Here is a 20,065-nt window from a genome sequence, read left to right as displayed (position 1 = left end):
ACTGGCAACGTTTTTTTCGCCTAAGCAGGGGAAGTTAGGGAAAATACTGAGGAGCTTGATGGATAAGGCTTACGGAGGCTTTACTACGGTTGATGCAGGGAATTTGACGGGCGGTCGTTCGATTTGTTTTAAGGTTTATTGAAGTTGTCTAGACACAATGGGAGAAGAATGCCGGCTGATTGCTGCTCGGCCGGCGGTGACCTGTGGCGGATTGGTTTTGAGCGCAGCGGCCGGAGCCGGTGCGGGATTGCTGCTTTCAGGCTGTTCACCCAGCCTGAAAACAGCAACCGGGCATCACGCCGCTATTCAAGCCGCATCGAATAATCCGTGGCCCGCACGTCCTTGGTCAGCGCGCCGATGGAAATTCGGTCCACGCCGGTCTCGGCAATCGTCCTCACGGTATCGAAGTTCACACCGCCGGACACTTCCAGCACCGCCCGGCCGGCGGTCAGCCGCACGGCATCGCGCATGGCATCGAAGGCGAAATTGTCGAGCAGGATCGATTCCGCCCGATGCGCCAGCGCCGTTTCAAGCTGTTCGAGCGTCTCCACTTCAATCTGAATCGGCACGCCGACATTCAGCGCGAGCGCCGCATCCATCGCCGCACCCACGCCGCCCGCCGCGGCAATGTGGTTTTCCTTGATCAGAATGCCGTCGTAAAGGGCCAGCCGCTGGTTCGCGCCGCCGCCCACCCGCACGGCGTACTTCTGCGCCAGACGCAAACCCGGCAAGGTCTTGCGCGTGTCGAGAATCCGCGCCCGCGTCCCTTCGATTGCATCAACATAACGACGCGTCGCGGTCGCCACCCCCGACAACATCTGCAGGAAATTCAGTCCATTACGCTCGGCCGTCAACAGCGCGCGCGCCGGCCCGTGCAACAGAACCACGGGCGTATTGGCGATCATTCGCGCCCCTTCGCGATACAGCCATTCCACGTGAATAGATCCATCCACCCGGCGCATCACCGCTTCGAACCACGGAACGCCGCACAACACCGCTTCCTCGCGGACCGTGACGCGTGCCGTACGCTGCACGTTGGCAGGCACGAGAAGCCCGGTCCGGTCTCCGTCGCCGATATCTTCTGTCAGTGCATCGGTGACGTTGCGCTGAAGCGCCTGATCGAACACAGCGCCGTACAAGGCCCGGATTTCTTCAAGCAAGGGAGAAACCAACTGACTCGCCGCCATCACGCCGCTCCTACGTTTGAAAACAACGAAACATCCTTCGCGAGATCACCGCTTGCCTGCACGCGCTTCTTGTGACGGGCAGCGAAATCGAGCATGCGGTCGATCGGCAACCGTGCGCGCGCCGCGATCTGGGAATCAACGAAAATCTCGTTGTGGCCGCGTTCCAATACGGCCGCCAGGTTCGCAAGGCCGTTCATCGCCATCCAGGGGCAATGCGCGCAACTCTTGCAGGTCGCGCTGTTCCCGGCCGTTGGCGCTTCGATGAACTCCTTGTCCGGCGCCGCAAGCCGCATCTTGTGCAGGATTCCAAGATCCGTCGCGACGATAAACCGCTTCGCCTCAAGCCTCACCGCCGCATCGATCAACTGCGTGGTTGAACCCACCACGTCAGCCAACGCGACCACCGCTTCCGGCGATTCCGGATGAACGAGGATTTTTGCATCGGGATACTCGGCGCGCAGCAGATCGAGTTCGATGCCTTTGAACTCATCGTGGACAAGACACGAACCTTGCCACGACAGCATGTCGGCGCCGGTTTTCTTCTGGATATAACCGCCCAGATGCCGGTCGGGCGCCCAGAGGATCTTTTCACTGCGCGCATGCAGATCAGCAACGATCTCCAACCCGATCGACGATGTCACCATCCAGTCCGCCCGTGCTTTCACCGCAGCGCTGGTGTTTGCGTACACCACGACCGTGCGATCGGGATGGGCATCGCAGAAAGCGGAGAATTCGTCGGCGGGGCAACCCAGGTCGAGGGAACACGTGGCGTCGAGATCGGGCATCAGCACGCGTTTTTCGGGGCTGAGGATTTTCGCGGTCTCGCCCATGAAACGAACACCGGCCACGATCAGCGTCTGTGCCGCGTGATCGCGCCCGAAACGCGCCATTTCCAGCGAATCCGCTACGCAGCCACCGGTTTCATCGGCGAGTTCCTGCAACTCGGCATCGACATAATAATGCGCGACCAACACCGCTTTCTCGCGCACGAGCAACGCGCGGATGTGCTCCTTCAACTCGCGCTTTTCCTCGCGCGACGGGGCGTCCGGCACTTTCGCCCACGCCTGCCCGATGCCGCATGTCAGTCCCTGCGGCCGGTCGTACTCGACGCTTTTAATCGCCTGCTCCATCGCTTCCTCGTCTCCGTGTCTCGTGAATACGCCGTGAATCCGTCGTGAACCTGTCGTGAAAACCAGGCCCCAAAACGACAAAACCCCGCCAGAGCGGGGTCTTGTGACGTCATGAAATTTTAACGGATATCGATGACGAAGGTCGGCGCGGTTGCTGCCGTCAGGCGTAGCGTCGCAGGCGTGACGCGAAGTCCTGCAGCGCCTTGATGCCGCTCTGTTCCGCCCGGTGACACCAGTCCTGCAATTGCGCGAGCAGTTGTTCGCGCGACGCATTGGAACGGTCCCACATGGCGGCCAGATCCTGACGCAATTCAATGTAGGTGCGCAGCTTGTGGTTGTCCGAGAACAGCGCCGGCAACTGCTGGCGTTGCGGCTCGTCCAGACCCGCCTCTTCCTTGTGCGCCCACTTGCGAGCGCCACGCATCAGTTGATATTTGTCGGCGGAGCCGCCTTCTTTCAGCTTCGACAATTCCTGCCGATACGCACGCTTCATTGCCTTGCCATAACGCGCCATCACTTCATAGCGATTCGACAGCACGGCTTGCAGCGTGTCGTGATCGAGCACCGGCTTGGAAGCCGACAGACGCGGCGTAGGCGCGATCTTCTTGACCTTGGCCAGCTTGAACGCCGACATGATGCGGATATACATCCAGCCGATATCGAATTCGTACCACTTGTTCGACAGCTTGGCCGACGTTGCATACGTGTGATGATTGTTGTGCAGTTCCTCACCGCCGATCAGGATGCCGAGCGGGAAGATGTTCGTGCTGGCGTCCGCCGAATTGAAGTTCCGGTAACCCCACCAGTGCGCGAGTCCGTTGACTACGCCCGCTGCCCAGAACGGAATCCAGATCATCTGCACGGCCCAGACTGTCAGTCCCACAAAGCCGAACAGCGCAATGTCGATGACCATCATGATGCTGATGCCGAGAATGGGGTAGCGCGTGTAGACGTTGCGTTCCATCCAGTCATTCGGCGTGCCGTGACCGAACTTGCGCATGGTTTCTTCGTTCTTGGCTTCCGAACGATAAAGTTCAGCGCCTTCAAGCAAGACTTTCCAGATGCCGCGCGTTTGCGGGCTATGCGGATCTTCTTCGGTCTCGCATTTAGCGTGATGCTTGCGATGGATTGCCGCCCATTGTCCGGTCAGCATGCCGGTGGTGGCCCAAAGCCAGAAGCGGAAAAAGTGGCTGACGACCGGATGCAGTTCCAGCGCGCGGTGCGCCTGGCAACGATGCAAATAGACGGTCACGCCGATGATCGTGATGTGCGTCATCACGAGCGTGAACAGCAAGATCTGCCACCACGAAAGGTCGAGCAATCCGTTGGCGAGAAACTGAAGCGATGAATTCAGCAAGGCAATTTACCTGAAAGGCGGAAAAAATAGCCGAACGAAAACCGAATCGACGGCTGTTGGGTGCATGAAAGGATTATGCACGTGGTTCGACGGCATTTTACGTCATGCGTTCCAAGTCTTTGTGTCGATTAGGGAAAATTTTGATTTCGCGCAGGGTCAACAGGAAATTTGACCGCTAAATCGCGTTGCTGTTTAGTGCGGTAAACACGAATTTCCCGCTTTTGAAAGCTTTGGCCGGGGATCGCTTCCCGATTCCGCCGGCCAAACCGAGCAAATATTACTTATTCCTCTGCGGCTTCCTCAACTACGGCTTCCTTCGCGGCAACTGGCAACCGTTCAAGTACGGCAGCGAAGAAGCCGTCCGTGCCGTGCTTGTGCGGCCAAAGTTGCAGGTAGTCGCCCGTGTCGAGGTCAATGCGTTGTTCAGCCAGCACCTCGCGCGCCGGAACCAGCTTGAAGCCCGGATGCGTTGCCAGGAACTGGTTGACCACGCCCTCGTTTTCCGCTTCCAGCATGCTGCATGTTGCGTAGACGAGACGGCCGCCCACTTTTACCAGCCGCGCCGCGCTGGTCAGGATGGACAACTGCTTCGGCGTCAATTCCGCCACCGATTCCGGCGACTGGCGCCATTTCAGGTCCGGATTACGGCGCAACGTGCCGAGGCCGGAACACGGCGCGTCGACCAAAACTCGGTCGATCTTGCCGGCCAGGCGCTTGATCTTGGCGTCGTGCTCGCTGTCGATCAGGACCGGATTCACATTCGACAAACCGCTGCGAGCCAGGCGTGGCTTGAGTTTGGCAAGCCGGCGGTCGGACACGTCGAAGGCGTAGAGACGGCCCGTGGAACGCATCATTGCACCGAGCGCCAGCGTCTTGCCGCCCGCGCCCGCGCAGAAATCGACGATCATCTCGCCGCGCCGGGGCGCAACCAGCGAGCACAAAAGCTGGCTGCCTTCGTCCTGCACCTCGATCCAGCCATCCTGGAACGGTTGCAGGCGCGTCAACGCCGGCTTGCCGTCCACACGCACGCCAAACGGGGCATACGGCATTTCGCCTGCATCGATACCGGCTTCGGTCAGCGTCTTGATGACCAGTTCACGCGTCGCCTTGATCGGGTTTGCGCGCAAATCGAGCGGTGCCGGGTAGTTCAGCGCGGCGGCGAGCAAGGCGAGCTCTTCGGTATCGAAGCGCTTCGTCATGGCGTCGTAGATCCACTGCGGCAAATTGGTCCGCACCCGCACCGGCAAGCTGCCCGGATCGATCTTCGATACCTGGTTGAGCCACTGGTATTCATCGGCGGAAATGAAGGGCTTTACCGCCGATAACCCCGCCGTCTGCATCAAGCCCAGCAAGGCGAGACGCCGCGCGAGGTTGCCGCTGCCGCTTTCGGCGAGATGCGAAAATTCCATCTTGCGGCGCAGGACGGCGAACACCGCTTCGGCGATCACACCGCGTTCGTTGTGGCCGAGCTTCGGATGCGCACGGAAAAAGCGGCTGGTAGCCGCGTCGGCGGGGCCGCTGAAGCGTAGAACGTCTGCCAGCAACGTCTCTGTTTGTCCTATCAAAAATCCATGAAGCCTCATACGCCCTCCCCGGCAATGTCGGCAAAGAGCCATTGCGGCTCTGGTGGCGTGAGCACGACACGCTCGCCGTCGATGGCAAGACGCCCTTCGACGAACCAGCGCACCGCGCGTGGGTAAATAATGTGTTCGACAGCCAGCACCCGCGCAGCGAGCGTGGCGGCGTCGTCGCCGGCCATGACCGGCACCGCCGCCTGCGCGACGATAGGGCCATGATCCAGCGTCGGCGTTACAAAATGGACGCTTGCGCCATGCACGCGCACGCCGGCATCGAGTGCTTGCTGGTGGGTTTTGAGCCCTGGAAAGCACGGCAGCAGCGACGGGTGAATATTGATCATGCGCCCTGCGTAGCGTTCTACGAAGGCGTCGGTCAGTACGCGCATGAAGCCTGCGAGCATGACGAGATCTGGCTCGAAGCCGTCGATTACGCGTGCAAGCGCCTGATCGAAGGTTTCACGCGTGGTGAAATCACGGTGATCCACAACAGTTGCCGGGATGCCATTCTCCGCCGCGAACGCAAGCCCGGCGGCGTCTGGGCGATTCGATATGACGGCGGCCACCAACGCCTGCCAGCCGTCGCGCGCGCAAGCCCGCACGACGGTTTCCATATTGGTTCCCCGCCCGGAAATCAGGATGACGATTTTTTTCATCCGCGGATTTTATCATTCAAGGAGGGCCGGGCAGATCGTTCGGGGATGGGCGTTCGCACTTGGTCGGGCTTTGGGGGCGGGGTGGTCGGTTCTGGGGGGTAGTGGTCGGGGGTCAGTGCTGGGTTGGTGGTTTCGGCGTTAGCGGTCAGGGGTCAGTGCCGGGTTGGTGCTTTCGGCCTTAGTGGTCTGCGAGAGTCGGATTTTTTCTTTATCACTATTAGCCACTGTGCGTGGCGGCACGTCATTTCTTTGTCCAAAGCGACAAAGAAACGAAGCAAAGAAAGCGCTTTAACCGCTCTACCCTAAGTGTCCACAGCGTGCAGTTTTCATTCATGGGTGCCCCAAAAGCACGGTGCTCGCCAGAGCCACCGATGTGTGAACCCCTCTTTCTCCGAACACCGATACCCACACGCTTCGCCACCAGTGATTGAACCTGCCCAAGGGGCACCCCGCGCTATCCGCGGACGACCTCCCTCCAACTTTGTGCGCATGACGGACCACGCCGCCAACCCGCCAAGAAATGGGGCCGCGAAGATGCGTAAGGCCATAGCCTACGAAAATAACCGCACTGACCAAGCGGCTAACCCACGAAGAACCGTAGAAGCAAATACGCGTTAGGCCGTGCTGGTTCCTGGTCAATTCGTGCTTGCCCGAGAGCACGGGTGGCGAGACGTGTTCATTGGCAAGCGCGAGTCTACGAGTACGCGTGAGGCCGTACTGGCTCCTTGGCAACTGGTGCTTGCCCGAGAGCGTACGGGGCGAAGCGTGTTCGTGTCAGGATTCGCGAGAAGGAGGGGTTCACACATCCTCCGCTCTGGCGAGCACCGTGCTTTTGGGGCACCCATGAATCAAAACTGCACGCTGTGGACACTTAGGGTAGCGTGGTTTGAAAGCGCTTTCTTTGCTTCGTTTCTTTGTCGCTTTGGACAAAGAAATGACGTGCCGCCACGCACAGTGGCTAATAGTGATAAAGAGAAAATCCGACTCTCGCAGACCGCTAACGCCGAAAGCAGCAACCCGGCATTGACTCCGACCGCTAACCCCGGAACCGAACACCCCGACCACCAACCGCCAAACCGTCCCCGGGCGCTCCAGCCCCAAAACCCCGCCCGACCAAGTGCGAACGAAACCCCCACCGCCCCTGAACGTTTATAATCGAACGCTTTGCGGCTTCGCGCTGCACGCGCAGTGCCCCAACGGGCAGTGCCCCCGCCCATTTAACCGCCAACCGCCGACCCAACCGATATCGTGAGAGTCTTTCGCGGCCTACCCAATGCCGAAAGCCGCGCGCCCTGTGCGCTGACCATCGGCAATTTCGACGGTGTCCACCGAGGCCATCAGGCGCTGCTCGCCCACGTGCGCGCCGCCGCGGACGCCCGCGGACTGCCGGTCTGCGTGATGACCTTCGAGCCGCATCCCCGCGAATTCTTCAATCCCGCCGGCGCACCGCCCCGCATCGCCATGCTGCGCGACAAACTCGAAGCGCTGCGCACAAACGGCGTGGATCGCGTCGTGGTCGAACATTTCAATCACACCTTCGCCAGCCAGCCGCCCGATACGTTCGTCGAAAACGTGATCGTGAACGGCCTGCACGCGCGCTGGGTCATGATCGGCGACGACTTCCGCTACGGCGCCAAACGTGCCGGCGATTTCGAATCGTTGCAAGTAGCCGGACGCAAACACGGCTTCGAAGTCGAACAAATGGCAACGGTCGCGGACCTTAACGGCGCGCGCATTTCGAGTTCGGGCGTGCGAGCGTCGCTGGTAGCCGGTGATCTGGACGCCGCCCGCGTCGCACTCGGCCGCCCCTACGTGATCAGCGGCCACGTGGTCCACGGGCAAAAGCTCGGCCGCGATCTCGGCTTTCCCACGCTCAACATGCCGATCGCCCACAAGCGGCCGGCGCTCGCAGGCATCTTCGTCGTGCGCGTGCATGGGCTCGGACCCGACCCGCTGCCCGCCGTGGCGAGCCTCGGACTGCGCCCAACCGTGGACGATTCCGGCCGCGTGCTGCTCGAAACCTTCGTGCTCGACTGGCATGGCGACGCGTACGGCAAGCTCGTGCGTATCGAATTCCTGAAAAAGCTGCGCGACGAGGAAAAATACGTGGACCTCGAAACCCTGACGGCAGCCATCGCGCGCGACGTGACCAACGCCCGCGCGTATTTCGCTGCAGACGTGAACTCAAGTGGCCGCGACAGCGGTTTCGCCATCTCGGCCACCGATCGAATTAGGTGAGCGCGTGGCGCCGGGAGCTTAGATTGCCAATAAAGCCCCCGACGCGCTGCCCGCTGCCTCGCTAAATACGCATCTTCGAGCCCGTTCCCGAGCTTGTCCGCTTGGAACCGCCGCCTCACCGCCGCTTCATCGAATAGATATCGAGTCATCCATGAGCAACAAGAAAGAAGCCAAGCCCCAGTCGAAATATCCGGTCAATCTGCTGGATACGCCGTTCCCCATGCGGGGTGACTTGCCCAAGCGCGAGCCGCAATGGGTGAAGGAATGGCAGGACAACAAGATCTACGAAAAAATCCGCGCCGCCAGCAAGGGTCGCAAGAAGTTCATCCTGCACGACGGCCCGCCGTATGCAAACGGCGACATCCACCTCGGGCACGCGGTGAACAAGATCCTGAAGGACATGATCGTGAAGGCGCGCAATCTGGCGGGCTTCGATGCGGTCTATGTCCCCGGCTGGGATTGCCACGGCATGCCGATCGAAATCCAGATCGAGAAGCAGTTCGGCAAGTCGCTGCCGGCACGCGAAGTGATGGAAAAAGCGCGCACCTACGCGAGCGCGCAGATCGAAAAGCAGAAGCTCGGCTTTCGGCGCCTTGGTGTGCTCGGCGACTGGGACAATCCGTACAAGACGATGAATTTCACCAACGAAGCGGGCGAAATCCGCGCGTTGGGGAAGATCCTCGAGAAGGGTTATGTGTATCGCGGGCTGAAGCCGGTGAACTGGTGTTTCGACTGCGGGTCGGCGCTGGCTGAAGCCGAAGTCGAGTATCAGGACAAGGTCGATCCGACCATCGACGTGCTGTTCGCTTTTGCCGAGCCGGAAAAGACGGCGCAGGCGTTCGGCCTGAACGCGTTGCCTAAGCAGGAAGGCGGCGTGGTGATCTGGACCACCACGCCGTGGACCATCCCCGCGAACCAGGCGCTCAATGTGCATCCGGAGATCGTCTATAGCCTCGTCGATACCGAAAAGGGCCTGCTGATCCTGGCCGAAGATCGCGTGGAAGAATGCCTGAAGCAGTACGGCCTCACGGGTTCGACCATCGCGACCACGACGGGCGAGAAGTTGAGCGGCCTGCGCTTTCATCATCCGTTAAGCGCGGCCCACCCCGGCTATAAACGCACGGCGCCTGTGTATCTCGGCGAGTACGTGACGACTGAGAGCGGCACGGGGATCGTGCATTCGTCGCCGGCATATGGTGTGGAAGACTTCGTGTCGTGCAAGGCGCATGGCATGACGGACTCGGACATCATCAACCCGGTCATGGGCGACGGGCGATATATCGAATCGTTGCCGTTGTTCGGCGGACTCTCGATCTGGGAAGCGAATGACCAGATCGTGGAAGCCTTGCGCGGCGCACATTCGCTGCTGAAAACCGAGAAGTACAAGCACAGCTACATGCACTGCTGGCGCCACAAGACGCCGATCATCTATCGCGCGACATCGCAGTGGTTCGCCGGCATGGACGTGAAGCCCAACGATACGTCGCGCACGCTACGTGAGACGGCGCTGGAAGGGATCGAGAACACGGCGTTCTTCCCGGCATGGGGCAAGCAGCGCCTGTACAGCATGATCGCGAACCGGCCTGACTGGACGCTGTCGCGGCAACGTCAATGGGGCGTGCCGATGGCATTCTTCGTCCACAAGGAAACCGGCGAACTGCATCCGCGTACGCTGGAACTGCTCGAAGAAGTGGCCAAGCGCGTGGAAGTGAGCGGTATTGAAGCGTGGCAAACGCTCGATCCGGCGGAACTGCTCGGCAATGAAGCCAACATGTACGAGAAGAATCGCGACACGCTCGACGTGTGGTTCGATTCCGGCACGACGCATTGGCACGTGCTGCGCGGCTCGCACAAGGATTCGCTGCAATTCCCGGCGGATTTGTATCTGGAAGGCTCGGACCAGCATCGCGGATGGTTCCATTCGTCTCTGCTTACCGCCTCCATGCTCGACGGCCGGCCGCCGTACAACGCGCTGCTCACGCACGGTTTCACCGTCGATGGCGAAGGCCGCAAGATGTCGAAGTCGCTGGGTAACGGCGTCGATCCGCATGAAGTGTCGAACCGGCTGGGCGCGGAAATCATCCGCCTGTGGATTGCATCGACGGATTATTCGGGCGAACTCGCGATCTCCGAAGAGATCCTGAAGCGCGTGACGGAGACGTATCGGCGAATTCGCAATACGTTGCGTTTCCTCTTGTCCAATCTCTCCGATTTCGACTTCGAGAAGAACGCGCGTCCGGTGGAAGACTGGCTGGAAATCGATAAATACGCCGTCGCCCTCGCGCAAAACCTGCAGGACGATGTGCTCGCGCACTACGAGAAATTCGAGTTCCATCCGGTTGTATCGAAGCTCGCGACGTTCTGCTCGGAAGACCTCGGCGGTTTCTATCTGGACGTGCTGAAGGACCGGCTCTACACCATGAAGCCCGATTCGCGCGAACGCCGCGCGGCGCAGACGGTGTTGCATCACATTGCGCACGGTTTGCTGCGGCTGGTCGCGCCGTATCTGTCGTTCACGGCGGAAGAGGCGTACAAGGTGCTGCAACCTGGCCGCGATACCATTTTCACCGAGGTGTATCACACGTATCCGCAAGTGCCCGAGGCCGGCGAGTTGCTCGACAAGTGGACGCTGATCCGCTCGGCGCGCAGCGACGTTACGAAGGCACTGGAAGAAGCGCGCACGGCCAACTTGATCGGTTCGTCGCTGCAGGCCGAAGTGGACGTACGGGCGAGCGGCGCACGGTACAACGCGTTGACCAGTCTCGGTGATGACCTCAGCTTCGTGCTGATCACATCGGCGGCGCGGGTGGTGAAGGTGGCGAGCGAAGCGGAAGAAGGCGTTGACGTGATTGCATCGACGTATCTGAAATGCGAACGCTGCTGGCATTACTGTGCGGACGTGGGGGCATCGGCGGAACATCCTGGATTGTGCGGCCGATGCATCACCAATCTCTTCGGCAACGGCGAATCGCGGAGCGCAGCATAATGGCAAGAACGATGTCGAAACAAAGCAGCGGGTCACTCGCGCCGTGGTTGGGCGTGGCGTTGATCGTGATTCTCTTCGACCAGTTGTCGAAGATCGCCGTCGCCCGCGTGTTCACGTATGGCGAGCCGCACGCGCTCACGCCCTTCTTCAACCTGTTCCTGATCTACAACCGCGGCGCGGCGTTCAGCTTTCTCGCCACCGCCGGCGGCTGGCAGCGTTGGGGTTTCACCGCGCTCGGCGTGGTCGCGGCTATCGTGATCTGTTATTTGCTGAAACGGCACGGCACGCAGCGGCTGTTCTGCACGGCGTTGGCGCTGATCATGGGTGGCGCGATTGGCAACGTGATCGACCGGATTGCGTATGGCCATGTGATCGACTTTCTGGATTTTCACGTCAATACGTGGCACTGGCCGGCGTTTAATCTCGCCGACAGTGCGATTACCATCGGCGCCGTGCTGCTCGTGTTCGATGAATTGCGGCGCGTGCGCGGGGCAAAGTAAGTTTCTTCGCACGGTAAAGCATGACGATGGAGGCGGGATTGGACAACGCAGAACTCGCAGGAAAGCATCTCGTACTTGGGCTGTCAGGCGGTATCGCGTGCTACAAGATCGCTGAACTCACGCGTCTGCTGGTGAAAGCCGGAGCGACCGTGCAGATCGTGATGACCGATGCCGCCACGCAATTCATCACGCCTGTGACCATGCAGGCGTTGTCCGGCCGTCCCGTGTACACATCGCAATGGGACACGCGGATTGCCAACAACATGGCGCATATCGATTTGTCGCGTGAAGCCGATGCAATCGTGATCGCGCCCGCTTCCACCGACTTTATCGCCAAGCTCGCGCATGGCAATTGCGACGATCTGCTCTCCACGCTGTGTGTGGCGCGGGATTGCCCGCTGCTCGTCGTGCCCGCGATGAACCGCCAGATGTGGCAGAACCCTGCGACGCAACGTAACGTTGCGCAACTTCGCGGGGACGGCGTGCAAGTGCTCGGACCCGATTCCGGCGCGCAGGCGTGCGGTGAAGTGGGCGATGGCCGGATGCTGGAACCATCGGCGACATTCGAAGCAATCTGTGCATTCTTCCAGCCGAAGATTCTGCAAGGACATCGCGTGTTGATTACGGCCGGTCCGACCTTCGAACCGCTCGATCCCGTGCGTGGCATTACGAACCGATCATCCGGCAAGATGGGCTTCGCGCTCGCACGTGCGGCGGCTCAGGCCGGTGCCGACGTGCATCTCGTGGCCGGTCCGGTTGCGTTGGAAACGCCTTGGGGTGTGTATCGCGAAGATGTGCAGACCGCGCAGCAAATGCACGACGTGGTGTTGCACGCCACACCAGATGCGGACATCTTTATTGCAGTAGCGGCAGTCGCGGATTGGCGCGTTGAGCACCTCAGCGAGCACAAGATCAAGAAGACCGCCAATCAGCCGATGCCCACCTTCACGTTCGTCGAAAACCCGGACATTCTCGCGACCGTCGCGCGTTTGCCTAACCCGCCGTATTGCGTCGGTTTCGCGGCGGAAAGCGGCGATCTCGAAGTGCACGGCGAAGAGAAACGCGCGCGCAAGAATGTGCCGTTGCTGATCGGCAATCTCGGGCCGCTGACCTTCGGTCTCGACGACAACGAGGTCGTGCTGTTCGAAGCATCGGGTATCACGCGTCTGCCGCGCGCCGATAAAAAACTGCTGGCGCGCTTGTTGATTGCCGAGATTGCGAAGCGGGCGCCGCGTGGCGGTTCACTGCTGTCTTAGCCTGCCGGTTTAGCCCATTGCTGTTGCCAGGACCATGACGACGAAACTCTCCGTACTCGATCAAACGCCGGTCATTCACGGCCATAGCACCGCTGACGCTATCGCGGCCACGCTCGATCTCGCGCGCCTCGCCGACGACCTCGGCTACACGCGTTACTGGTGCGCCGAGCATCACGGTTTGCGCGGGGTATCGAATCCATGTCCTGAGGTATTGCTGGCGCGAATCGGCAGCATTACCCAGCGCATCCGGATCGGTTCGGGCGGCGTCATGCTGCCCTACTACAGCTCGTTCAAGGTCGCCGAACAATTCCTGATGCTTGAGGCACTGTTTCCGAACCGCGTGGACCTGGGCGTTGGCCGTGCGCCCGGCGGCGACATGCGCACAGCGCAAGCAGTGGCCGCCGGCGACTACAATCGCGGCGATATTTTCCCGCAGCAAGTGGGCGAACTCGTCGGCCTGTTCGACGGCACGCTGCCCGAAGATCATCTCGCGCACGGCGTGCTATTGCAGCCGGAAATCGCCACGCGCCCCGAGTTATGGATGCTAGGTTCCAGCGATTTCGGCGGCCTGCTCGCCGCGCAGCTCGGCATTCGTTTCGCGTTCGCGCATTTTATTAATGCGCAATATGGACACAGGGTGGCGGAGGCGTATCGCGACCGGTTTGTATCGCGCAACGACTCGAAGCCTTATCTCGCGGCCGCCGTGTTCGTCATTTGCGCCGATACCGAAGCAGAAGCCGCCGCACTGGAACGCGCGGTTGATTTACGTCGTGTGCAAATGGCGTACGGCCTCAACATGCCGATTCCATCGATTGCTCAAGGTGCGGGCCAGGCATTTGGCGAACGCGAACTGAGCGTGATTGCGCGGGAAAAAAATCGCAGCATCATTGGCACGCCGGAACGCGTGACCGAACAATTGCATGAACTTCAACAACGCTTCGACGCCGACGAACTGATCGTGCTGACCGTCGCGGGAAGTTACCCCGCGCGCATGCGCTCGTATGAATTGCTGGCCGAAGCATTCGAACTCAACAAACAGAACCCATGAAACTCGACATCAAGATCCTCGATGCGCGCATGCGCGACTATCTGCCCGCCTACGCCACGACTGGCAGCGCCGGACTCGACCTGCGTGCGTGCCTCGATGAACCCATCACGCTCGAACCCGGCCAGACGACTCTGGTGCCTACGGGACTTGCGATTCATATCGAAGATCCGGGTTATGCGGCGCTGATTCTGCCGCGCTCAGGCTTGGGTCATAAGCATGGCGTGGTGCTGGGGAATCTGGTCGGTTTGATCGACTCGGATTATCAAGGCCAGTTGATGATCTCGACGTGGAATCGCGGCGCGACGGCGTTCACGCTGAACCCGCTTGAACGCCTTGCGCAACTGGTGATCGTGCCGGTGGTTCAGGCAACGTTCAATATTGTCGATGACTTCGCCCAGAGCGAGCGCGGCGCCGGCGGTTTCGGGAGCACGGGCAAGCACTGAGCTGGTTCGAAGAAATTAAGCGCGGCACGCCGCCGCGTATGTTCGGATAACCTGCCGCACGCGATCCTGCACGAGCGCGAGCGGCTCGTTTTTCAGCTGCCCGCGGCGCACCGCCCAATACTGCTCAGGCAAGAACTGGCTGAGCAAATTCTCCGGAATCTTCAAAGCGCTCAGGTTATCCAGCAACGTTTGCGCCGCTGCGCCGATCTCTGCATCGGCCCAGTAATAACGCACGCGGTCGCTATAACTATAGGTGCGTAACACGCGTTGCTGCTCAGCATCGCCGTGATAATACTTTTCCCAGTAACCCGGTTTGCTCAGCATCACGCGCTCAACGACCGTGCGCAGATTCGATCGTTTATGCGCATCGATCAACTGCGTTTCTATGTCGGCCAATGCATACAACGCCTCGCGCAATGCGAACGTCACGCCCGGCCCCACCTTGAGAATGCGAAAGCCGTCGCGGACTAAAGCGCTTAGCGCTTCGGGCGTTTGATAATCCGTGGAATGCGCCTCGAAGACCATGCCGGGCAGATCGTCCAGCGCGCTCTTCAACGACTCGGCACGCGCCGGCTCATAGTCGATCACCTTCGTGTGATCGAACTCCACGCCGGGTTGCACAACGAGGGCAATCACGCGCGGCCACGTGTCGTGCACGCCGTGTTCTTGCCACGCTTGTTTGTGGATCAGGGCCGTTTCAATCGCCGCTTCACGCGAGGTTGGCTCAACGATGTCCAGCTCTTCCGCCGCGCCACCCGGCACCGGTACTTCCGTGCCGATCACATACACTGGACTCACGCTGAGACCCGCACGTTTCACCGCGGCCTCCGCTACCGCGCACAAACGTGCGGCCCTTGCAGCAACCACCGCATCGGATAAGCGCTCGGGGTCATCGGCGCAGGACATGCTGGTATCGAGGTGAATCTTCGTGAAGCCCGCCGATGCATACGCGTCGATCAATGCATCGGCGCGATGCATGGCTTCTTCTGCGGGAAGATGACGCCACGCGTTCGGCCCAAGGTGATCGCCGCCGAGAATCAGATGTGCATGAGGGAAACCAACGCGCTCGGCAATCGAACGAACGAAGTCCACGAAATCCGCCGGCTTCATGCCCGTATAACCGCCGTACTGATCGACCTGATTCGATGTCGATTCGATTAGCAAAGGCGTCTCGTCTTCCAGCGCCTGCCGCATGGCCGCTTCCAGCACCCACGGGTGCGCGGAGCAAATCGAATAGATGCCAGCCAGCCACACCGACGCCGGGTGTGCATTGCTCAAACGCGAAACGATCGAGTTCATGGCTTCACTCCGTGGCTGATTGCAGGAAGGTATCGAGTTCGGCGAACGTTGCCGTTCCTTCCATCGGGCCTTTGACTCCCACCGCCCGCGCGCCGCTTGCACATGCATATTTAAGCGATGTAGCCACGTCCATGCCCTGCGCGCGGCAACTGATATACGTCGCGCCGAAGCAATCCCCGGCGCCGGTCGGATCGAGTTCCTGCACTTTGAAGGCCGGCCGATGCGTCTCGCCGTTGGCATCGAAGTAACTGCAACCTTCCGCGCCGCGCTTCACGATCACTTCCTTCACGCCGCGCTTCAGCAGTTCATCGATCGCCCCGCGCTCCGACGTCGCGCTCGCCAGCAAGGTCACTTCATGACCGCTCGGCAGGAACACATCGGTGTAGTCGAGGATGAAGTCGAGCGCGTCGCGCATCTCCGGAATCCGCAGCATTTCCTTGCGGATGTTCGGATCGAAACTCACCGTGCCGCCGTTCCTCTTCACCGTTTCGATAGCCTGCTTCATCGCCTCGATAATCCGGAACGAGAACAACGACGACCCCATCACGTGGAAATTGCCGCAGTTCGCGAGCAGATCGTCCCGCAGATTCGCCACCGACAACTGCGCCGACGCGCTGTTCGTAATGTTGTAGATGAAGTCGCGATCACCGTCCTCGCGATACGTGACGAACGCGCTGCCGGTGGTCGCATCTTTCAGCACCGCGATACCGGATACGTCAACGCCATCGCTGCGCAAGCGCTCGACGTTGAGCACGCCGAAGTCGTCGTCGCCCACGCAGCCGATCATCGCGCACGGGCTGCCGAGCTTCGCGACCTGATCGATGAAAATGGCCGGCGCGCCGCTCGCGAACGGGCCAATGAGCGTCCCCGGTTCACGAAAGCTCTGGCCGATTTTAGTGGCCATGATTTCGACCAGGATCTCGCCCATCGCGACGATGGTGCCGGGCTTCTTGGAGGGAATACCGTTTGAGTTAGGCATGACGTTTCTTCGTTTGAACATCGATACACACCGCGACCAGGATCACGATGCCTTTCACGATGAGTTGATAGAAATACGGAACGCTGAGCAGGTTCATCCCGTTGTTGATGACGCCGATAATCAGCGCGCCGATCAGCGTCCCGGTGATCGTTCCATAGCCGCCCGAGAGACTCGTTCCGCCGAGCACGGCAGCGGCGATGGCATCGAGTTCATAGCCGATCCCCGCATTCGGCTGCGCGGAGTAAAGCCGCGAGGTCATCAGCACGCCGCCAATGCTTGCGAGCAAGCCGGAGATCATGAAGATCATGATCCGCAGCCTGTTGACATCGATACCCGAATACAGCGCCGCCTCGCGGTTTCCGCCCGCGAGATACGCCTTGCGTCCGAATACGGTACGCGAGAGCACGAAGTGATTCAACAGCAGCAGGACCGCGAGGATCCAGATCGGCAGCGGAATACCCAGCACAAGACCGTTGCCGAGGAAGGCGAAGCGATCATCGTCGATGGAAATGGGCACGCCGTTCGACGTGAGGTAGGCCAAGCCCCGGAAAACGCCCATGGTGGCGACCGTGACAATAAACGAGGGAATCGTCAGTAACGCGGTCAGCGATCCGTTCACGGCCCCTAAAACGAGCCCCGTCACCATCGCAGCGATCACGGCCACGAGCGGCGACGCGCCATGCTCCAACGTGAATGCGCAGACGGTGCCGACGAGCGCCATCGTCGCACCGACCGACAGGTCGATATCGCCGAGTAGAAGCACGTACGTCATGCCAAACCCGAGGATCGCGATGATGGAAACCTGCATCACCACATTCACGAGGTTGTTCACCGACATGAAGTTCGGCGACAGTGCCCAGAAAAATCCGCACAGGACAATCAGCCCGACGACGATACCGCCGTAGTGCCGGGCCGCGCGTTGTAGCGCGCCGCTTGCGTGCGAGCGGCGCGTGGACGCGGCGCCGCTGAGTTGAGTCGGGTTCATGCTGTTTTGGCTCCTGTTGCGTACGACATCACGTCTTCCTGCGTTGGACCATGCGCATCAAATTCATGGACGATGCGTTTCTCGCGCATCACGACAAGGCGATCGCTCATGGCGAGTGCTTCCGGCAATTCCGACGAGACAAGAATGACCGCGGTCCCGGTCGAAGCCAGCTCACGGATCACGCGATAAATCTCGAACTTCGCGCCTACGTCAACGCCGCGCGTGGGTTCATCGAGGATCAACACTTTGGGTTTCAACGCCAGCCATTTCGAGAACACCACTTTCTGCTGATTGCCGCCGCTCAGGTTTCCAACCGCTTGAAACGGCCCCGATGCACGGATGTTCATGCGCGTGATTGCGTTCGCGGTTTCATCGCGTTCGAAGCGGCGGTTCAGGATGCCGAAGCGCGAACCGTGTTCTTCGAAACTCGCCATCGTCACGTTGTTGGCGATCGAATGCATCAGCACGAGACCTTCGTGCTTGCGGTCTTCCGTGACAAACGCGATGCCCTCGCGAATGGCATGCGCCGGATTGCGCAACTTCAGCCGCTTGCCGCTCATCGTAATTTCGCCGCTTGGCCGGCCGATACCGAACAACGCCTTCATCACCTCCGAGCGTCCCGCGCCGATCAGTCCGAAGAAGCCCAGGATTTCTCCCGCGTGAATCTCGAAGCTGATGTCTTCAAATTGGCCGGGAAGTGTGAGGTTGCTCACCTTCAGCAACGGCAACGAAGGACATGCATAAGGCGTCTCGCGACGCGGATACACATCGCTCATTTCGCGGCCGACCATCATCGCGATCAACGCACCGATAGTCGTCTCGCCCTTCTGCAATGTCGCGATGTAGCGACCATCGCGCATGACCGAGATGTCGTCGGAGATACGCATGATCTCGTCCATGCGGTGCGAGATATACACGACCGCCGCGCCCGTCGCCGTCAGCTTCGTGACGATATGAAAAAGAATCTCGGCTTCGCGATCGCTCAGCGAGGACGTAGGTTCATCCATGATTACAAGCGATGCGTCGCGGCTCAGCGCCTTGGCAATTTCCACAAGCTGGCGCTGCGCCATGGAAAGTCGCGAGACGGACGAAGTGGCATCAATATCGATACCCAGGTCATCCAGCAACGCCTGTGCTTGTGCATACAAGCGCTTGAAATCGACGATGCCAAAACGCCGCGGCTCGTGCCCCGCGAACATGTTCTCGGCCACGCTCAGGTTCTTCGCGAGACTGAGCTCCTGATAGATGATCGCGATGCCGGCCTTCTGCGACTCACCGGGATTCGCAAACGTAGCCAACGATCCGTTCAGCAAAATCTCGCCACGCGTGGGCGCGTGAACGCCCGCGAGAATCTTCATCAGCGTGGACTTGCCCGCGCCGTTCTCGCCGAGCAGCGTATGAACGCGGCCCGGCAAAATCGAGAGCGAGACGTCCTTGATCGCCTCGACCGGACCGAACGATTTCGCGATACCGCGCAACTCGAGCAGCGGCACCATCGGGCGCGGGTTTAAAACCGTATTCATTTCACCGACGCGTTCAGATACTGACCCGGCGTCACCGGTTGCAGCTTCGGTACGGGCTGCTTCTCTGCAACTTTCACCGCAGTGTCCACGGCGAGCGCGCCCATCTTGTCCGGGTACTGACGAATCACACCGACGAAGTTCGGGTTCTTGTCCACCGCTGCACGCGCTTCCGGCATGCCGTCGAAGCCGATCACCTTCACGTGATTCCCCGCCGATTTACCCGCCACCGCTGCGGCCATTGCAGCGTCATCGCCAAAGCCGAAGATACCCGCGAGATCAGGATTCGCCTGCAGCATGTTCTGCGCCGCGCTCAATGCATCGGCGCGCGTGATGCCCGGCTGCACCGCGACGATCTTCACATCGGGACATGCTTCCAGCGCCTTCTTGAAGCCCGTCACGCGGTCGATCACCGATTGAACCGTCGGATAATCGATCACACCAACCTTGCCCTTGCCGCCCAGCACCTTGCACATCAACGCGCCGGCTTGCAGGCCGCCCGCGTAGTTATCGGTGGCGATGTGCGACGCGACTTCCACGCCTTGCGCGCTGATATCGACGGTGATCACCGGAATCCCGGCGCGCTGCGCCGTCAGCACGGCGGCTTTCACGCCTTTTGAATCCACCGGCGAGATCACGATCACATCGACCTTCTTCGTCACGAAATCCTGGACGTCGGCAATCTGCTTGCTCAGGTCCTGATTCGCAATCGCGATATCGATCTGCGCGTGATCCTTCGCCGCTTCAGCCTTCATCGCATTGGCGAGTTCGACGTAAAACGGATGTTGTTGCGTGAGCAGAGATGCGCCAATCTTTACATCGGCGGCTTGGGCGGCCGTTGCAGTTGCGGCGAACGCGGTGACGAGAACAGCAAGAAGTGAACGACGACGAAACATGTGACTATCTC

Annotated in this window: 16 protein-coding genes; 6 read left to right on the top strand and 10 right to left on the bottom strand. The window is 60.3% G+C overall.

The window, feature by feature from the left end; genetic code table 11:
• Positions 1 to 302 precede the first annotated feature (302 nt).
• The 5 genes from nadC to purN form a co-directional block, all read right to left on the bottom strand.
• Positions 303 to 1,187, bottom strand: coding sequence for a carboxylating nicotinate-nucleotide diphosphorylase (gene nadC / locus ACSQ8V_RS03595; RefSeq protein WP_436204917.1), 885 nt, complete (start codon positions 1,185 to 1,187; stop codon positions 303 to 305).
• Positions 1,187 to 2,317: a quinolinate synthase NadA gene (gene nadA, locus ACSQ8V_RS03590; protein ID WP_436204916.1), complete on the bottom strand. Its 1,131-nt coding sequence runs from the start codon at positions 2,315 to 2,317 to the stop codon at positions 1,187 to 1,189. The genes nadC and nadA overlap by 1 nt, the downstream gene beginning before the upstream one ends.
• Positions 2,318 to 2,477: 160 nt before the next feature.
• The gene (locus ACSQ8V_RS03585) at positions 2,478 to 3,674 is read right to left on the bottom strand and encodes a DesA family fatty acid desaturase (protein ID WP_213762349.1); all 1,197 of its coding nucleotides are present in this window, start codon (positions 3,672 to 3,674) and stop codon (positions 2,478 to 2,480) included.
• A 281-nt stretch (positions 3,675 to 3,955) separates the two neighbouring features.
• Entirely contained in the window at positions 3,956 to 5,257 is a 1,302-nt protein-coding gene (locus tag ACSQ8V_RS03580; RefSeq protein ID WP_436204915.1) for an RsmB/NOP family class I SAM-dependent RNA methyltransferase, read from the bottom strand.
• Positions 5,254 to 5,904, bottom strand: a complete 651-nt coding sequence (gene purN / locus ACSQ8V_RS03575; protein WP_436180912.1) for a phosphoribosylglycinamide formyltransferase — start codon at positions 5,902 to 5,904, stop codon at positions 5,254 to 5,256. The genes ACSQ8V_RS03580 and purN overlap by 4 nt, the downstream gene beginning before the upstream one ends.
• 1,248 nt (positions 5,905 to 7,152) lie before the next feature.
• On the opposite strand from purN, the gene ACSQ8V_RS03570 reads away from it, so the two are divergent.
• The 6 genes from ACSQ8V_RS03570 to dut all read left to right on the top strand — a co-directional run bounded on the left by ACSQ8V_RS03570 (position 7,153) and on the right by dut (position 14,375).
• Positions 7,153 to 8,142, top strand: coding sequence for a bifunctional riboflavin kinase/FAD synthetase (locus tag ACSQ8V_RS03570; protein WP_436180911.1), 990 nt, complete (start codon positions 7,153 to 7,155; stop codon positions 8,140 to 8,142).
• A gap of 151 nt (positions 8,143 to 8,293) precedes the next feature.
• Positions 8,294 to 11,128 carry an isoleucine--tRNA ligase gene (gene ileS, locus ACSQ8V_RS03565; RefSeq protein WP_436204914.1) on the top strand — a complete coding sequence of 945 codons (2,835 nt, stop codon included), beginning with the start codon at positions 8,294 to 8,296 and terminating at the stop codon, positions 11,126 to 11,128.
• A complete protein-coding gene (gene lspA / locus ACSQ8V_RS03560) occupies positions 11,128 to 11,628 on the top strand; it encodes a signal peptidase II (protein ID WP_089163444.1) in 501 nt (166 codons plus the stop codon). The genes ileS and lspA overlap by 1 nt, the downstream gene beginning before the upstream one ends.
• A 38-nt stretch (positions 11,629 to 11,666) precedes the next feature.
• Entirely contained in the window at positions 11,667 to 12,884 is a 1,218-nt protein-coding gene (gene coaBC / locus ACSQ8V_RS03555) for a bifunctional phosphopantothenoylcysteine decarboxylase/phosphopantothenate--cysteine ligase CoaBC (protein WP_436204913.1), read from the top strand.
• Between the two features lie 34 nt (positions 12,885 to 12,918).
• Positions 12,919 to 13,932 (top strand): LLM class flavin-dependent oxidoreductase, encoded by a 1,014-nt coding sequence (locus ACSQ8V_RS03550; RefSeq protein WP_436180907.1) that lies wholly within the window; start codon positions 12,919 to 12,921, stop codon positions 13,930 to 13,932.
• Positions 13,929 to 14,375: a dUTP diphosphatase gene (gene dut / locus ACSQ8V_RS03545; protein WP_436204912.1), complete on the top strand. Its 447-nt coding sequence runs from the start codon at positions 13,929 to 13,931 to the stop codon at positions 14,373 to 14,375. The genes ACSQ8V_RS03550 and dut overlap by 4 nt, the downstream gene beginning before the upstream one ends.
• Positions 14,376 to 14,390: 15 nt before the next feature.
• Here dut and ACSQ8V_RS03540 read toward each other — a convergent pair whose 3' ends face one another.
• Genes ACSQ8V_RS03540 through ACSQ8V_RS03520 form a run of 5 tightly spaced genes read right to left on the bottom strand, consistent with a single transcriptional unit; the run spans position 14,391 to position 20,054 of the window.
• A complete protein-coding gene (locus ACSQ8V_RS03540; protein WP_436204911.1) occupies positions 14,391 to 15,674 on the bottom strand; it encodes a D-tagatose-bisphosphate aldolase, class II, non-catalytic subunit in 1,284 nt (427 codons plus the stop codon).
• A 4-nt stretch (positions 15,675 to 15,678) separates the two neighbouring features.
• Entirely contained in the window at positions 15,679 to 16,653 is a 975-nt protein-coding gene (locus tag ACSQ8V_RS03535) for a tagatose kinase (RefSeq protein WP_436204910.1), read from the bottom strand.
• The gene (locus ACSQ8V_RS03530; protein WP_436204909.1) at positions 16,646 to 17,638 is read right to left on the bottom strand and encodes an ABC transporter permease; all 993 of its coding nucleotides are present in this window, start codon (positions 17,636 to 17,638) and stop codon (positions 16,646 to 16,648) included. Before ACSQ8V_RS03530 ends, ACSQ8V_RS03535 begins: the two co-directional genes overlap by 8 nt.
• Positions 17,635 to 19,161: a sugar ABC transporter ATP-binding protein gene (locus tag ACSQ8V_RS03525; protein ID WP_436204908.1), complete on the bottom strand. Its 1,527-nt coding sequence runs from the start codon at positions 19,159 to 19,161 to the stop codon at positions 17,635 to 17,637. The genes ACSQ8V_RS03530 and ACSQ8V_RS03525 overlap by 4 nt, the downstream gene beginning before the upstream one ends.
• Positions 19,158 to 20,054 (bottom strand): substrate-binding domain-containing protein, encoded by an 897-nt coding sequence (locus ACSQ8V_RS03520; RefSeq protein WP_436204907.1) that lies wholly within the window; start codon positions 20,052 to 20,054, stop codon positions 19,158 to 19,160. Before ACSQ8V_RS03520 ends, ACSQ8V_RS03525 begins: the two co-directional genes overlap by 4 nt.
• Positions 20,055 to 20,065 lie beyond the last annotated feature (11 nt).

This window comes from Caballeronia sp. LjRoot31, assembly GCF_964253885.1.
Classification (GTDB): Bacteria; Pseudomonadota; Gammaproteobacteria; order Burkholderiales; family Burkholderiaceae; genus Caballeronia.
This window is presented reverse-complemented; position numbering and strand designations above follow the sequence as displayed.

Excerpts from the sequence above, each read along its gene's own strand:
- ACSQ8V_RS03530 (WP_436204909.1), bottom strand. The coding sequence starts at position 17,638 with ATGAACCCGACTCAACTCAGCGGCGCCGCGTCCACGCGCCGCTCGCAC.
- ACSQ8V_RS03580 (WP_436204915.1), bottom strand. The coding sequence starts at position 5,257 with ATGAGGCTTCATGGATTTTTGATAGGACAAACAGAGACGTTGCTGGCA.
- dut (WP_436204912.1), top strand. The coding sequence starts at position 13,929 with ATGAAACTCGACATCAAGATCCTCGATGCGCGCATGCGCGACTATCTG.
- ACSQ8V_RS03540 (WP_436204911.1), bottom strand. The coding sequence starts at position 15,674 with ATGAACTCGATCGTTTCGCGTTTGAGCAATGCACACCCGGCGTCGGTG.
- lspA (WP_089163444.1), top strand. The coding sequence starts at position 11,128 with ATGGCAAGAACGATGTCGAAACAAAGCAGCGGGTCACTCGCGCCGTGG.
- ACSQ8V_RS03520 (WP_436204907.1), bottom strand. The coding sequence starts at position 20,054 with ATGTTTCGTCGTCGTTCACTTCTTGCTGTTCTCGTCACCGCGTTCGCC.
- ileS (WP_436204914.1), top strand. The coding sequence starts at position 8,294 with ATGAGCAACAAGAAAGAAGCCAAGCCCCAGTCGAAATATCCGGTCAAT.
- ACSQ8V_RS03525 (WP_436204908.1), bottom strand. The coding sequence starts at position 19,161 with ATGAATACGGTTTTAAACCCGCGCCCGATGGTGCCGCTGCTCGAGTTG.
- ACSQ8V_RS03535 (WP_436204910.1), bottom strand. The coding sequence starts at position 16,653 with ATGCCTAACTCAAACGGTATTCCCTCCAAGAAGCCCGGCACCATCGTC.
- ACSQ8V_RS03550 (WP_436180907.1), top strand. The coding sequence starts at position 12,919 with ATGACGACGAAACTCTCCGTACTCGATCAAACGCCGGTCATTCACGGC.
- nadA (WP_436204916.1), bottom strand. The coding sequence starts at position 2,317 with ATGGAGCAGGCGATTAAAAGCGTCGAGTACGACCGGCCGCAGGGACTG.
- nadC (WP_436204917.1), bottom strand. The coding sequence starts at position 1,187 with ATGGCGGCGAGTCAGTTGGTTTCTCCCTTGCTTGAAGAAATCCGGGCC.
- purN (WP_436180912.1), bottom strand. The coding sequence starts at position 5,904 with ATGAAAAAAATCGTCATCCTGATTTCCGGGCGGGGAACCAATATGGAA.